Annotated in this window: 17 protein-coding genes; 14 read left to right on the plus strand and 3 right to left on the minus strand. The window is 40.7% G+C overall.

Features of this window, described 5'->3' with window-relative positions; genetic code table 11:
- Nucleotides 1-237: 237 nt before the first annotated feature.
- From NTY76_00225 to NTY76_00245, 5 genes are all read left to right on the plus strand, one after another.
- Nucleotides 238-801 (plus strand): nucleotidyltransferase domain-containing protein, encoded by a 564-nt coding sequence (locus tag NTY76_00225; protein ID MCX5677524.1) that lies wholly within the window; start codon nt 238-240, stop codon nt 799-801.
- On the plus strand, nt 794-1255 hold the full coding sequence (locus NTY76_00230; GenBank protein ID MCX5677525.1) for a hypothetical protein: 462 nt from the start codon (nt 794-796) through the stop codon (nt 1253-1255). Before NTY76_00225 ends, NTY76_00230 begins: the two co-directional genes overlap by 8 nt.
- Nucleotides 1256-1310: 55 nt before the next feature.
- Entirely contained in the window at nt 1311-2501 is a 1191-nt protein-coding gene (locus tag NTY76_00235; protein ID MCX5677526.1) for a phospholipase D-like domain-containing protein, read from the plus strand.
- A gap of 26 nt (nt 2502-2527) precedes the next feature.
- A complete protein-coding gene (locus NTY76_00240) occupies nt 2528-2782 on the plus strand; it encodes a Smr/MutS family protein (protein ID MCX5677527.1) in 255 nt (84 codons plus the stop codon).
- A 247-nt stretch (nt 2783-3029) separates the two neighbouring features.
- Nucleotides 3030-3779: an SIMPL domain-containing protein gene (locus NTY76_00245; protein MCX5677528.1), complete on the plus strand. Its 750-nt coding sequence runs from the start codon at nt 3030-3032 to the stop codon at nt 3777-3779.
- Between the two features lie 37 nt (nt 3780-3816).
- Here the strand turns inward: NTY76_00245 and NTY76_00250 are convergent, their stop codons facing one another.
- From NTY76_00250 to NTY76_00260, 3 genes are all read right to left on the minus strand, one after another.
- Nucleotides 3817-5328 carry a DUF4062 domain-containing protein gene (locus NTY76_00250; GenBank protein MCX5677529.1) on the minus strand — a complete coding sequence of 504 codons (1512 nt, stop codon included), beginning with the start codon at nt 5326-5328 and terminating at the stop codon, nt 3817-3819.
- A gap of 121 nt (nt 5329-5449) precedes the next feature.
- Complete coding sequence (locus NTY76_00255; GenBank protein ID MCX5677530.1) at nt 5450-5800, minus strand: ORF6N domain-containing protein; 351 nt, start codon at nt 5798-5800, stop codon at nt 5450-5452.
- A gap of 27 nt (nt 5801-5827) precedes the next feature.
- On the minus strand, nt 5828-6031 hold the full coding sequence (locus tag NTY76_00260; protein ID MCX5677531.1) for a hypothetical protein: 204 nt from the start codon (nt 6029-6031) through the stop codon (nt 5828-5830).
- A 135-nt stretch (nt 6032-6166) separates the two neighbouring features.
- Here NTY76_00260 and NTY76_00265 point away from each other — a divergent pair, with 135 nt between their 5' ends.
- From NTY76_00265 to NTY76_00305, 9 genes are all read left to right on the plus strand, one after another.
- Complete coding sequence (locus NTY76_00265; GenBank protein MCX5677532.1) at nt 6167-6364, plus strand: helix-turn-helix transcriptional regulator; 198 nt, start codon at nt 6167-6169, stop codon at nt 6362-6364.
- A 34-nt stretch (nt 6365-6398) separates the two neighbouring features.
- Nucleotides 6399-7544 carry a hypothetical protein gene (locus NTY76_00270; GenBank protein MCX5677533.1) on the plus strand — a complete coding sequence of 382 codons (1146 nt, stop codon included), beginning with the start codon at nt 6399-6401 and terminating at the stop codon, nt 7542-7544.
- Nucleotides 7545-7678: 134 nt separating this feature from the next.
- On the plus strand, nt 7679-8773 hold the full coding sequence (locus tag NTY76_00275) for a hypothetical protein (GenBank protein MCX5677534.1): 1095 nt from the start codon (nt 7679-7681) through the stop codon (nt 8771-8773).
- A 10-nt stretch (nt 8774-8783) separates the two neighbouring features.
- Nucleotides 8784-10877: a DEAD/DEAH box helicase family protein gene (locus tag NTY76_00280; GenBank protein ID MCX5677535.1), complete on the plus strand. Its 2094-nt coding sequence runs from the start codon at nt 8784-8786 to the stop codon at nt 10875-10877.
- A 12-nt stretch (nt 10878-10889) separates the two neighbouring features.
- The gene (locus NTY76_00285) at nt 10890-11066 is read left to right on the plus strand and encodes a hypothetical protein (protein ID MCX5677536.1); all 177 of its coding nucleotides are present in this window, start codon (nt 10890-10892) and stop codon (nt 11064-11066) included.
- Entirely contained in the window at nt 11063-13042 is a 1980-nt protein-coding gene (locus NTY76_00290; protein ID MCX5677537.1) for an AAA family ATPase, read from the plus strand. Before NTY76_00285 ends, NTY76_00290 begins: the two co-directional genes overlap by 4 nt.
- A complete protein-coding gene (locus tag NTY76_00295; GenBank protein MCX5677538.1) occupies nt 13043-13465 on the plus strand; it encodes a hypothetical protein in 423 nt (140 codons plus the stop codon).
- A gap of 11 nt (nt 13466-13476) precedes the next feature.
- Entirely contained in the window at nt 13477-13971 is a 495-nt protein-coding gene (locus NTY76_00300) for a hypothetical protein (protein MCX5677539.1), read from the plus strand.
- 86 nt (nt 13972-14057) lie between these two features.
- The gene (locus NTY76_00305) at nt 14058-14939 is read left to right on the plus strand and encodes a DUF4263 domain-containing protein (GenBank protein ID MCX5677540.1); all 882 of its coding nucleotides are present in this window, start codon (nt 14058-14060) and stop codon (nt 14937-14939) included.
- Nucleotides 14940-15169: the final 230 nt, after the last annotated feature.

Genomic DNA, 15169 nt, shown 5'->3' on the forward strand with positions numbered 1-15169 from the left:
CCGCCCCTTGTAGCTGTTGCACTACCTTGATTTACTACGGCGTGGTGATGGCGGGACGCCGAGCCGGCGGTTAACGGTTTAGGTTTTTTCTTCAGGGGTACCCCTGAAGATCGTTCGAACGCGGTGAAGCACACACCGCCAACTTGAAAAGTTGTTGAAATAGACTTGACTTAAAAGCGCATCCGTTGTATACTTTACAACAGTTGATGTATATATTACAACTGTCAGGTAAAGACTATGACACCATTTAGCGGATCAAAATTAAGATCAAGACTGCTAGCCTATTTTTTTACCAATCCGGAAAAGTCTCTCTATGTCCGCGAACTCGGCGTTATCCTCGACCTAGACCCCGGCAACCTTTCACGTGAACTTCGCAAGATGGAACAAGAAGGCATATTCACCTCCTACGCTAAAGGCCAGATAAAATTTTATTCTTTAGATAAAAGGTATCCGCTATTCAACGATCTGAAAAATATAATATTTAAGACGGAAGGCGTGGAGGGGAGTATGCGACAGCTGGTTTCCGAATATCCTGGAATATCGCTCGCTTTCATATATGGCTCATATGCAAAAGGAAAGGAGAGGAGCGCCTCCGATATAGATATGGTTGTCGTAGGTTCTTTTCCGAGGGACGAATTCACGCACAAGCTTCGGGCGCTCGAAGCAAAATTAAACAGGGAGGCCAATTTTAATTCTTACACTAAGGCGGAATTCGGAAAAGAGAGCAAGGAGAGCGGCGGATTTCTTAATATGGTAGTAAGGGGTAAGATTGTATTGCTGAAAGGTAGGCTTAATGATTGAAGCCCTTATAAAGAAATTTATTAAAGAGGGGAAACTCGCGGAACAAAAAGCAGGGATCGTTCAGGTGGAAGCCCTTTTAAAGGAATCAATTATTGATCTGAAAGAGGCTAAGAAGATACTGCGCATAGCCGACCGGGCAACTTATATAATGGCATACATTGCCATGCTTAAAGCGGGGCGCGCGCTTCTTCTCTTGAAGGGTTACAGGCCTACTGATGGCGCACAACACAAAACCGTGGTGGAGATGACGGGCGCTATTTTAGGTGAAAAATACACCGATCTTGTCAGTCATTTTGAAACAATGCGCAGGAAAAGGAACGAACTAACATACGATGCCGGAACGTTACTTTCCGGATCGGAATCTAAACAAGCCCTGGATGACGCCACCTTACTCGTAGGAAATATTTTTAAAGAGGCAAAATCGCGCAATCCTCAGCTTGAGCTGGATCTTTAACTGTAGCGACAGGCCCATGCGCAATTGCTCTATCAAGCCGGCACTGACTCTAATTATGAAATTGAATAAACTGCGGATAGCGTTATTACTCATCATCCTCGCTTTATGCATTCCCGCGTTTGCTGTCGCCCAGGGAAGCGAATTCCATCCCGCTAAGGTAAGAGATATATCCGATAGGGCATACGAGGGCGCCGTCATACAATTACTCGACAGCGCCAAGGAATCTATAGTCATGTCCATGTACCTGATAAAGGCTGACGGGAGCGGGCCGGTCTACCTTTTAGTGAAGGACCTGGAAGAGGCCCTCGACAGGGGCGTAAGAGTAGAGATATACCTCAATACGCATCCTATGCCTGATATACCTCCCGTAGATCTTACCGCACAGCCGCTCAAAACCATCATCGATAAAGGGGCCAAGGTCTATAAATTCACGCCAAGCGTGCGCATGCACGATAAGCTCATAATAGTGGATTCCCGCTACGTCGTGGACGGCAGTGTGAACTGGAGCGTTTCCGCGATAAAGAGTAATTATGAATCGGCTGTCTTAATAGATTCTCCGGAGCTGGCCAAGGATAAGCTGACACGACTCAGGAATTTTCCGTTGGAAGGCCAGGTGAAGAAAGAGGATAGGCTCGACAGGCCGGAGGCGTTTACGCCGCTCCCCGCGGGCGCAGTAGTCGAGATACCTTCGGAGCTTATGAATAACAGGAGCTATCTGCCGGCCATGCACGTCTCCTCGGCGGACCAGGATATTACTACATATCTTTTGCTACTGGCGGAATCGGCGAGGACGGGGAAGAGAGAGTTTTTCGTGCCGCTCGAAGAGCTGTCGGCTATCCTAGGCGTTCGTCCGAAATGGACCACCACCGAGATGCGCCAACAGGCGATGGGGGAACTGAGAACGCTTGAATCGCGATATAAGCTCATCGATGTGAGATTTAGCCACAGTAAGGATGCCTGGGTGAAGATGAGGGAACTGCCGGGTGCGGCCTTTAAGGTGAGCGGAGGCTTCTTCGAGGCGAAGAGCCTTGCCGGGATGAGCCTCTCCGCGAAATTCGTGTATCTCATGAGGGCGCTGCTCGAATCGGAGGGGAAGTCGATAGATTCGATCAGATTGAGCGATCTGTCGAGGCGGTTCGGCGTGAGCCGGTCCTCGATAAGGGCGGGGTTGAGGGAGATAAGGGGAGGGGATTCAGGCGCCGTCCCGGAAGAGGATACCCCGGGATCGCAGGGTGTCCCCGCGTAGGATGGCCCCATAAGGAGTAACCTTTTATGGCAAAACTAAAATTAGACCTTCATGATATCTTCAATAAATCCGGAGCGATCGAGGCGGAGCTCAATCGCGTCATTAACGAGGCCATGGAGAAGAGGATAGCCCTGGTGGAGATAATCCCGGGAAAGGGAAGCGGGCAACTGAAGAAGCATGTACTGCGCTTTTTAGCCGAACCCCGCATAAAGAAGCTCTACCACAGGATAGAGAAGGACGATAAGAATTTCGGAAGGGTTTTCGTGCATTTCAGACATTGAAATGAACGCAATGAATGGGGCCATGTCCCAGAGGGACGAAATAGTTGCAAATTTCTCAAGATGTGATACACTTATCTCATAGTTAATATCCGGCCCGAGGGCCGATAAAATATATTTAGCATCAGATTAGATCGGGTTTCATAAGTGGTGTGTTTCACAGTAGAATTGACAGAACCTTCATCGGTCGAACTATGACCGGCGAAGGTTTTTTATTTTAAACGAATTATAAAAAGGGGGAGTGCGCATCATGGAAGGCGGGAATTTTTTAAAGAATTCACAGATCATAGTTTTGGGCGTTTGTATCGCGGCGGCAACGATCATTTCGAGCGTTATTTTATCGGGCGGGTTCCTGAAGGTGATGAAATTTACCAGAGAACAGATATCGGTGACCGGTTCAGCTACAAAGGAGATCAGGAGCGACTATATCGTATGGGTGGGAGAGTTTACGAGGCGGGAGATCGATCTGAAAGCGGCGTATAAAGGCCTTCGGGAAGACTTGGATAAGGTGAAGGCATATCTTAAGTCCAAGAATGTAAGCGAGAATGAGATAATCATTTCTCAGGTCATTACGGAAACCGTTTACAGGAAGAACGAGAAGGGAAATGATACCAACGATATCGAAGGGTACCGTTTAACGCAGAATGTCCAGATCAGATCGAACGATGTCGATAAGATAGCGGTTGTTTCACGGGAATCGACGGAACTGATAGACCAGGGTGTTCAATTCACATCCACCGCCCCGGAGTACTTCTATACCAAGCTCGACGAGCTTAAGATCGAAATGCTCGCGAAGGCCACGGAGAACGCGAAGCAGCGCGCGGAGAGCATGGTAAAGTCCACCGGCAATAAGATCGGATTTATGCGCTCAGCCAAGATGGGCGTCTTCCAGATAACGCCCATCACCTCTACGGACGTATCGGATTGGGGGATGAACGATACGACGTCCCTCGATAAGAAGGTGATGGCTGTGGTGACGGTGAATTTTGGGATTGAGTAGGGGGTATGGAGGGCTGCCCTGGAAGTGCGCGCCCTGCTTATTTCTCACCCTGTTTACTTAAATGTTCCGCGCCTCTTTTAGTCAGGCGGTATTTCTGCAAGCGGCTGTTGGGTTTATCGGGAATGGTATATTCAATGTATCCTGACAGAAGCGCCGGATCAATATAGTTTGCGCGAAATGTCGGCCGATGTTTGATATTTAAGCTTAAACGCAATTTACCAGCAGCCATTTCTTTTATTCGCAACATCTGCAGGAGTCGAACGACTGGGTCGGTCGACTGGGTCGGTGACTGGGTCGGTACATCCAACTGCTGTTTACCACCCACGGCTTCATAAGCACGGCCAGGCTTACGGTAAACCGTAGTTACGAACCCGTCTGTAAGACTAAATCCCGGCTCCGCAAGCCCCGCATTTCTACAATCCTGAATCATATCTCTTGTCCCTGTACCCATGCGCTCGATGTATTTGGCAAGGTAAAGCGATTCCGCGAGCAGCGGATTTGCCGGAACAGAATTGTGGGGCTTGCGCAACTTGTCTAAAGTGAGCGATGGCGGCAATGAGCCCGGATTTGACACTTCAAATCTATCAGAAAAGAGCATTACCTGAACACTTCCGTTACTCGTATAGTCCCGATGTGCCACTGCATTAACAATGGCTTCCCTCAATACATCGGGAGGTATTTCATACTCGACCGGGGCTTGCATGCTTTTTGCTCTTGTACCGACAGCGAGATCTATTTTTGACAAGACGAAGTTGAGCGCCTGATCAGTTGTTTCAAACACGGTTCCTTTATATACCTGATAAAAGGGGATAGGTTTGCAAACTTCCGTGCCATGAAAATGCGCGCATTTGACCTCGGATGAGATCAAAAAGCGTTGCGGCTCTTTTCCAAAAAGAAGAATGGCGGCGTTAGTAGGCTTACCTTTTCTGAGAAGGTTTAAATGTTCCAGCACTTCTCTTGCAGGAGCATTTTCTCTTAATGGAAATCCCCTGGCTCCTCGCGCTATCCTGACAAATCTCCTTATTTTTTCCGCGGAAAGATCCTTAAGGGATGCGTTTTGGCAAGCGGCAGCATCAAATGGGCCGGATCGAAGAAGGTCTTTGGCCGCCAGATAGTTCACCAGGCTGGCATAGACGGAGGATATAAGCTCGGTGGTACTTTGAAATCTACGGCGAATCACCTGTGTTCCCGCCGTTTTAATCAAGGCGCACATTCTTGGATCCCGGAGCTTGTCGTCGGTTCCTTTGATAAAAATAAACCTCGGTTTTCCCGACAGCTTTGCCGATAAAAATTCTCTATGCGTTGGAGACATGCCTTTCTTATCTATATCACCGTATTGGTCGCCAAAAAGCCCAAGATAAATATCGCTATTCTTTACCCCATCTATATAAGCTCTATCCGGATGATGGCCGCTGGCAGGCAAGCTTTCAAACAAGAAGATTTCGAAAAATCGGCTGAGCAACACATCATAATAGATATAGTCTCTCAGCGCTTTACGCTCAGCCTGAAATTCCTTCTGAACACTGCTGATAAATATCTTATGTTTCATAAATAAGCCCATTTACCCCCCTATATATAAGACGCTAAAAGGGGCTAAATTGTTGCAAACTATTTTAAAATAGTTTGCAATGAGGTAAGGCACAAGCGTAGGGGGGCTGTTTCTAAGCGTCCTATCTCAATAAGCCCGTAGATTCGCGTATAATCTGAATATTTACTAAAATAGCGCGCTTACTATTCAAAACAGTGGAAAGCATCGCGAAGCCCTGTCCGGTAAACGCATAAGGTAACGATCTGCGGACACTCTCGTTAGGTCTGCCAGCTTGGCACCTCAATAATTCTTGCCTTGTCAGTCTAAACATAGAATCTTTAGGAAATCGTGTTATATTCTTTTTTACCCGCTGCCTTAATTGATAAGTTTTGACTTCATAAAACTCTGCCAGGTCCCGATCCAGCATTACTCTCTTACCTCTTATCCGGAATATTCTGTTTTCGACATTTTTAAATGGTTCCGATTTATCCATGACGCCTCCTTTTAGGTTACTACCTCTTCACCCTACAACACTCTCCTCAACATAAACCTCAAATCTATCACCCTTCAACCTTATTCCTTTTATCCGGGACTTCGGGATCCAGAATCTTCTGCCGTTGTCCGCCAGGATAGCCTTCTCGGCCTCATGTAAGATCCTGACCCCTGCCCATATGTGTTTTTCCTTAGGATATATAACGGCGCGGATACTGAAGGGTAGGGTCATTTTATCTCCATAGCCTTATCACCACGGGCAGATTTCAGTATAAATAACGATATTTTGTGATACAATAAGGATAATTATATTGAGAATAAACTATTGAATACATAGTAGTATAAATATACTATATTGTCAAGCTAAATGATATCACGCAGAATAAAAGAGCTAAGGAAGAAGTCCGAATGGTCTCAGCAGAAATTAGCTGAAAAGGCCGGCGTGTCCTACAATACAATCACTAAAATCGAGCAAGGTGCGGCAACTATGCCCACAATTCAGACAATGATAAAGATAGCGGATGCTTTCGGTGTTAGCCTGGATGAATTAGTCGGGCGCAAGTGAGTGACAAAGGAATTACGAGGCCCAGGATGGTAAAATGACAAATATTTTTATCCTGTATATCCCAAAAGGAAATTACGAAGCCCTTGTTCATTATGAAGATACTATTAAAAAGAAAGTTGCCCCCGATCGCATATCCCGCCACGTAGATTCCAATCTCCAGCATAAACTTACAGAAATATTCGGAAATAAACGGATAGCTGTTTGGGGATCCAGGGATTCATTGACTAATAGAGCGCGCTTTCAAAAGATGAAGCCGGGAGATGATATATTGATAGTCGAAGGAGAGACTATCAAGCTGTTAGGAAAGATTGCTACGACAACCATAAATCCAAGCCTATCAAAAGAGTTATGGAAAAATATAAAGGATGGCAGATCCGATGGGTGGGATCTGATATATTTTATAGCCAACCCGTTGGAAATAGAATTACCTTTCCGGGAATTTAAAAAACTTTTCGGATATGCAATCAACTGGGGACTTCGCGGGTTTACGAGTATTGCTGAAAATAAACTGACGGAATTCTATAATAAGTACGATGATCTGTATTCGATACTACAATGTATAAAAAATGGCCAGAAAATCGAAGAAAAGAAAGCTGTTGATACCGAGAAGAATGATAAGCTCGAAAAAACCGAAATAACTAAGGACGACATTGATGATATATTGGATAATAAAACGCTGAGTGACCATATAGTGATGCAATGGAAATTAATACGTCTTGGGATGAAGTCCGGTTCGCGAGTATGGATTCCCAAAAATGATCAGCCTAAGATTACCACTGCATACGGTTTTAAGGAGTTTGAGAAGGAGTTTACCTCCGGCATAGATACGCCAGCAAGATATGTGGAGAATATAGACGTAGTCTGGAAAGAAGAGTTCAGGATAGACGCCGCGTTTGAAGTGGAGAATACGACGTCTATCTATTCAGGCCTGCTGAGATTTTCAGATTTAAAACTAGTAGCCCCTAATAGCAACTATCCCTTATTCATAGTTGCCCCTACCGCTAAACGTAATCGTGTAATGGAACAGGTTAAAAGGCCAACGTTCAAAACATTTAACTTCGAGAAAAAGGTCCGCTATCTATCTTATGAAGCGTTAGACGAAGTAGACAAATTTTTCGAAAGTTCTAATAGTGGATTGAATGTCGATTTACTCGTTGGTAAGTCAGAAATGATTAATTAGTATAGGCTATCTCCGAACAGGATGGCCCCAGATACGGCCGAAACCGGCGAGCTGTTTTTTTGATGAATAAAAGGTGCCCTAGCCGGGAACTTTCTAATTAATGCTGTTTTTGTTTATAAATTCAGACTTATAATATGAAAAAAAAGTATACGAAGGTGGTTGGGCTTATAGATGCCGATTTATTGGATAATGGCACTAGACATCCGAATCTTGCCTTAATGAAAATAAGTGGTTTTTTAAAAGCGGAAGGAACTGGGACATCCTTATTATTAGATTATAACGAACTCAATGATTATACCGAAGTGTGGATGTCGAAAGTATTTACAACTACGAAAATACCAGCAGGAATTTTAGAACGTCAGAATATAAAATATGGAGGAACCGGATTTTTTCTAGAAAAAGCGCCTAATTTACCAGATAAAATAGAGCACCACATGCCAGATTATCATCTTTATGATAAGTTCATCGAAAAAGAAGTTGACCGGGGTATTAAAGAAAATAGGTATTTGGATTATAAACATTATTCAATTGGTTTTACGACAAGAGGATGTTTTAGAAAATGCAAATTCTGTGTTAACAAGAAATACAATAAAGTAATCCAGCATTCGGATGTCAGAGAATTCCTAGATAAATCTAGGAAATATATATATTTATGGGATGACAATATTTTTGGATACGAAAAATGGCGTGAAATTTTTGATAGATTGAATGCTACTGAAAAACGATTCCAATTTCGGCAAGGACTAGATATAAGGTTACTTACAAAAGAAAAAGCTGAAGTTTTATCCAAATCCAATTATATAGGGGACTACATTTTTGCCTTTGATCACCTGAAAGACAAAGATCTCATCATAAATAAACTCAAATTATGGAGGCCGCATACTAAAAAGACAACGAAGCTTTATATCCTTTGTGCTTATGAGTCTCAAGACTTACACGATATTATAGGTGTTTTTAAGCGGTTAAAAATATTGATGCAGTTCAGATGTATTCCGTATATCATGCGGTTTAATACATACAAGAGCACAGAATTTGAAGGCATGTATATTAATTTAGCAAGATGGTGCAACCAGCCTAATATCTTTAAAAAAATGAGTTTTGCCGAATTTTGTGAAGCAAACGGGTCGGATAGTTCAACGATGAGATACTTTAACAGTTTTAAGAAGAAATACCCAAGCATTGCGAAAGAGTACTTTGGTTTGAAATTTGAAAAGGAAGCAAAGTATTAATGGGAAGGCAATGAATTTTAAATCGCTTCAATTAAAAAAAGCATATAATTCAGATGAGGATGACATAATTGCCAATTTTTATGTTCCCGCATTGGAATCAGCAATTCAATATAAAAGGCTTACGGGTTATTTTACATCATCAAGTCTTGCTGTAGCAGCGTGCGGGATTTTAGGACTGCTGGATAATGGCGGGACAATGCAAGTTATAACATCTCCACAGTTCAGCTCGAATGATATAGAGTTAATAAAAAAGCATGCTCTATCTCTAGATGCATTAGTAGGTGACAAATTATTAAATGAACTTAAAGATGTGCGTGATGATTTTATTAAAGACCATTTATTTGCTCTCGGATGGATGCTGGCAAATAAACGGCTAGAAATAAAAGTGGCTGTTTTACTTGACGAGAACAACTGCCCTATTGACCAAACGAGGATTAATGAGCATGGTATTTTCCATCAAAAGGTAGGAATCCTTACTGATAGAGAAGGGAATATTATTACATTTAGCGGATCAATTAATGAAACTGGAGCAGGGTGGGCTGGGAATGATGAAGAATTTAAGGTGTTTCGAAGCTGGTGTGAAGATGAGCGCCCATGGATTGATGATGATATCCGAAAATTTAATAGATATTGGGATAACGCTGCGAACAGGGTACAGATATTGAGCTTGCCACTTGCTGTAGAAAAAGAGCTGATTAAAATAGCTCCTGATGAGTATCCAAAAATTAACTTAGCAAGATGGTATAAAAGCAAAGCCAAGAAAAAAGAATTATTTTTATATCAAAAAAATGCCATTGAAAAATGGGATGCAAATGGAAAAGTTGGAATATTTGAGATGGCAACTGGTACAGGCAAAACCTTTACTGCGCTTGGATGTGTAGAGCGAGTATTGAGTAGCGACAAGAAAATAGCCATTATTATTTCATGTCCATATAATCATCTTGTTCAACAATGGAAACGTGAAATAGAGGCTTTCGGCCTTAATTATGATAAGTTAATTATTGTTGATGGTACAAATGCTTCTTGGAAAAAAGAGATGCATGAACAGCTTGCCTACTTATCTATGTATGGGTCCAAGCCGCTCATAATTATTACAACTCATAGGACCCTTTCATCAGCACCATTTCGGGCTATCATAGGAAAAGTGCCTGCTAACAAATATTTTTTAATTGCTGATGAAGTGCATGGAATTGGGGCAGAGGTTAATAGAAAGGGGTTACTTGCAGAATATGGTTATCGCCTAGCATTAAGTGCTACGCCTAAGCGATGGTTTGATGATATAGGGACCGACGTTATTTATAAATATTTCAAAAATACTGTTTTTGAATTTAGCTTGAAAGATGCAATAGCTAAGATAAATCCATTAACAGGTCAATCATATTTATGTCCCTATTATTATTCTCCTAGATTTGTTTCATTAACCGAATTTGAGCTCGAACAATATATTAAGATCACGTTCAGGATAATAAATTTACTAAAGAAAAAAACGGGCGATGAAGACGAGTCGAGGCTCAGTATACTATTTATTCAAAGGGCAAATATAATAAAGAATGCAGCTAATAAATATAGCGTTCTTAAGGATGTCTTGGAGGAGATAAAAAAGAGAGACCCTACCTTTTACGGTACGATTGTTTATACGAGTCCACAGCAGATAAGAGAGGCCCAGAGAATAGTTAATGAATATGATTTGCAGACACATACATTTACGGTGAAAGAAAGTGCCCAGCCACATAAAAAGCTTAATAATTTTTCTGAACGAGAAATTATTTTAGACAAATTTGCAAAAGGGGACTACCAGGTCTTAATGGCTATGAAATGTCTTGATGAAGGAGTTGACATTCCGCCTGCAAGAAATGTAATCCTTATGTCGAATAGTAAAAATCCTAGAGAATACATTCAAAGAATTGGTCGTGTGATTCGGCAATATCCTGGTAAGAAAGAAGCGTACATTTATGACTTAATAGTAAAACCATCAAAAGAGTTAATTCCAAAGGAATTAAGAACCTTTGAGAATAAAATATACGCAAAAGAGTTAGAACGATGTGAAGAAATAGCGAAGACAGCACAAAACGGCCCTAGTGCCCTACGTGACCTATATAAATAATAGGAGGAATGAATGGCTCGATATAATCCGATGATAAAAGAAGAATTAGAAAAAGCGTGTGGTAGCGACGTGGTTCTTAGAGATGTTATAGAATCGCTGCTAGATATTGAGTTTGAAGGTGGGCAATATAAAAGAAAATATCACGATTTAATAGACCAAGTGGCTTCTGAGTGGGGAGGAAAAGAATGAGAATTGAAAAAATAGTTTTTAAAAATTATCGGCAATTGCGTGATCTACAAATACTTTTTGAAAAAACGCCCAATGATTTGCATGTTTTTGTTGCGCAAAACGGAGCAGCAAAGACCAACATCTTAAATGGTATAAATTGGTGTCTCTATGATGAGGAGCCTCACCTGTCAAAAGAATCTGAGGCTTTGCCTAAACTTAATCTGAATGTCATACAGGAGTCTAAAATTGGTAGTGAGCAGAGCATATGCGTTCAATTATATGTAAGAGCCACGGACAAACGATTATTCATCTGTAGTAGGACGCAACGTTTTAAAATAAATGAAAATACCGAAATTGGCGCAGCGAAAAAGCTACCTTGGCTAAGTTCTGTAGATTTTGCTGTAACAAGGATGGAGCCAGATGGGAATAGCTGCATTTACCACGGAGAAGAGGCGCAGCAATGGGTTGAAAGATTTGTGCCGCGCAATATCCGGGAGTTCTATTTTTTTGATGGAGAAAGACTGGATACGTATTTTAAAGATGCAACGGCAAAAAATATTTATTTAACAGTAAATAAAATATCTGGGTCAGATGATTTGAGAAGTATTCATCGAAAACTAAGTATAATTAAAGACGAGATTGCGAGGTTCTTAGGGCGTAGTAATCCAGCTGTCGAAAGGATAAACGAAGAGCTAAATAACACCAGAGGTTCAATTGGATCAAAAATAGGAGAGAAAGAGAAATGCCAAGTGGCGATAAACGAAGCCGACTATGAAATATCGCAGCTAGATGAAAAAGTAAAAAATTCGCCAGACGTTCAAACTTTAAAAAATAAACTAGATGACCTTGAAAAGCGCAGGGTGGATAAAGAAGCACTCCAATTAAGAAAACAAAAAGAAAAAAGAAACATTTTATTTGACTATGGGAAAATCTCATTCTACTGGCCTCTAATTGTGAAAATGAATGAACTAATTAGAGAAAAAGAAACAAAAAAAGAAATGCCTCCTCCAATTGACGAGGATATTCTAATCAAAGCCCTGAGAGTAGGTGTTTGTGAATTGTGCGAAAGAGATTTGGATGACAAATCACGACAGCATATTGATAAACTAGTGTACAGATTTCATACAATAAACGAAGTTGCTCAACAATTGAAACATGTAAAAGATCCCCTTTATGATATCGAAAAGAAGTCCATGCTTTATAAAAAAACGGTATCTGATTTAACGCTTATAATCAAAGATTACAATACAGACTTAGACAAGATTGAATCTGAAATAACCGATATTAAAAATAAACTACAAGGGCATGATCTGGAGGAAGTCAAGACATGGTATAGTAAGCTTAAAACTTATAAAGAAGCGCGAGATTTTAACAAAGAAAAATTAGGAGGTTTAAAACAAGAAATTGATAGGCTTGAAAAAGAAGCAGCTAAACTAGAAAGAGCCCTTGAGGAAGAAGCGAGAAAACAAAGTGAGGTAAAAGAAGCAGAAACTAAGCTTAGATTTATATCGGCAGCGCTAGGTGTGATTGATGAGGTTGTTAAAAATGTAGCTAAGAGTATTAAAAATAAAATAGAAGAAGCGACAAATGTGTTATTTAAAAATATGATGTGGAAAAAAAATACATATGAAAAAATTTATATAGACGATGATTATAATATTAATGTAATGCATGTAGATGGATATCGGAGTTTTGGGTCAATGAGCGGAGCCGAGGGTGAGGCCTTGGCGTTATCATTTACTTTGGCGCTTCACAAGATTTCTGGCTTTGAAGGGCCTCTATTAATAGATACGCCAGTTGCTAGAGTTGATGATGACAATCGAAAAAACATGGGCAATGTGTTACTCTCAATCAGTTCTCAAAAACAAGTCATACTTCTTTTTACACCAGTTGAATATACTGGAAGTATAAAGACTGTGCTAGAACTCAAAACGAATAATAAGTATAAATTGGTGATGGATGGCTCAGAAAGAGAAACCAAAATGGAGGCCTTGTAAATGCCGGAAGACATCATTATAGGAATCGATAATGCAGATGTTCCGTTATATGAAAAACTTAAGAAAGAAGTATTGCTTTTTGGTGACCAGGGCAATACGGAATTGCTCATGTTTGCTATTGGCTATGGCTATAAACATAATAAGCCGCTTCCGTTACGTGCAAAATATAGTGGCTTCACAAGAACCAAATATTTAAAGCCAGATGATTTAGCATTATTAAAAGCGCTCGCTTTGCAAGTTGGAGGGATAGAAACGCTTAAAGATCAGTCTAGGATGGTTGAAATTGCAGAAAAATATGCACATGGTGGAATTCAATTGCTCATGCAAGAGATTGGATCATCTTCTTTAGATTCCTTTGAAATTGACTTTGAATTAAGTCTATCGCAGCATTACGATACTATTACGAATGTGCAAAATAGCTAAAATAAAATGTTATGGATGCTGAACTAATTCCACAATTTAGTAATTTTGATGATGGCACAGTTAAGGTCGTAGAAATTCTTTATAACGAAAATGATAGAGGATTAACTTTTAACGAATTAGGATGGTTTCTTCAAAGAAGATTAAAAAAAGATGGTGCCCATAAAAAATACGGTGAAAATCACGCGAAATTAGCAAACTTGCTTGGGTTTGTTAAAATTAATAACTCAAGACCTAGAAATGTATTTTTATCAGCAGTAGGGAAAGAACTTCACCTCGCTCGTAATGAACAAAAGAAATTAATAATTAAAAATCAGCTACTTAACATGGCATTAATAAAAGATATTTTATCAAATTACAACGATGTATTTGACCTGAGTTTGTATTTAAAGCAAACGCTTTCAACTAAAACAGCCGTGCGCCGAATGCCTAATATTAAAAAGTTAATTCGAATACTTGCCATTGATTATAAGGTTCCAATCTTCAATGATATTTACAATGCAATGTAATAAGTGGACGGTCTAGAAAGTGCCAGCCCATAAAATTATAGGGTGGAACCAAATGGACCGTCCCTGATAAAACAAAAAGAATTTATATGATTAAAATCAAATATAAACTAGCTAAAAAAAGAATCCCACCAATGTTATGGGACGAATATGTCCACATAGCAAAAAGTGAATATGAAACGCTCCTTAACAAACAAGAATCGGGCGAAGCAGTTTTTCATAAATTCTTTGAACGGCATCCCTCCTTTATTCCTGGAGGATGTGACCTTGATGATGGCTCGGGGCATGCGCCGTATGCGCTGTCTTTAATTTCAAAACCAGGGCTATCTGGATCCTTTGAGAGAATACCTGATTTTTTATGGCTGGCTTCTTATTCGGGAGTTTTTCATCCTATATTCATCGAAATAGAATCGCCAGGTAAGAGGGTTTTTAATGTGGACGGTAGCGCAACGAAAAAATTTAATCAGGCCGTGGATCAGCTACGCTATTGGAAAATATGGATAGAAGAGCCTTCTAATATTAGCATTTTAATGAAAAAGTTCGGATTAGATAAAACATATTTAGCAGACAACAAGTTTGTGCCGAAATTTCTCCTGATCTATGGCAGGCGTGCCGAGTTTACGTCTAATAAAATGCGAAAGAAGCTAAGGGAAGAGTTTCTGTGTGGCATAGGGACGATTAGAAGTTATGACGGGCTCATACCTTCACATAAGTGTAAAGATTGTTTTAGCGTTAAAATTACTGAGAATGGGTATGAGGCTATAGAGGTAATGCCTACTATCGAAATCTGTCCGGCGTCCGCGGATAGTTATAGCCTTATTACTGGTAAGGATCAGGCTATAAAGAAAAATAAATATATATCAAAGGCAAGAAAGGAATTCCTGATAGATCGTTTCAAATATTGGGATAATTGGGTTATATCGACACCTTCCAGTGCGCGGGGCGTTTTTAATGGAAGAGATGTTGAGTGAGTTGGGAATAAAGAGTTTTTTTGTCGGAATTGTTTACGCTTAAGTTGGGAAATAGGAATTGTGCCACTCTCAAATCGCAGGTTGGCACTAAGTGTAAAATTGGGGAAGGCCCAGAAAGTGCCAGACCATAAAATTATAGGGGGCATCGAATGGATCGTCCCTAAGAGTACCTATACAGCATGCCGTCTCTAAAACGAAACAAACGGCATCGGCCCGTCAATTTATAGGTG

The sequence above is a fragment of the Candidatus Omnitrophota bacterium genome (genome assembly GCA_026387175.1).
Lineage (GTDB): Bacteria > Omnitrophota > Gorgyraeia > 2-01-FULL-45-10 > 2-01-FULL-45-10 > CAIMPC01.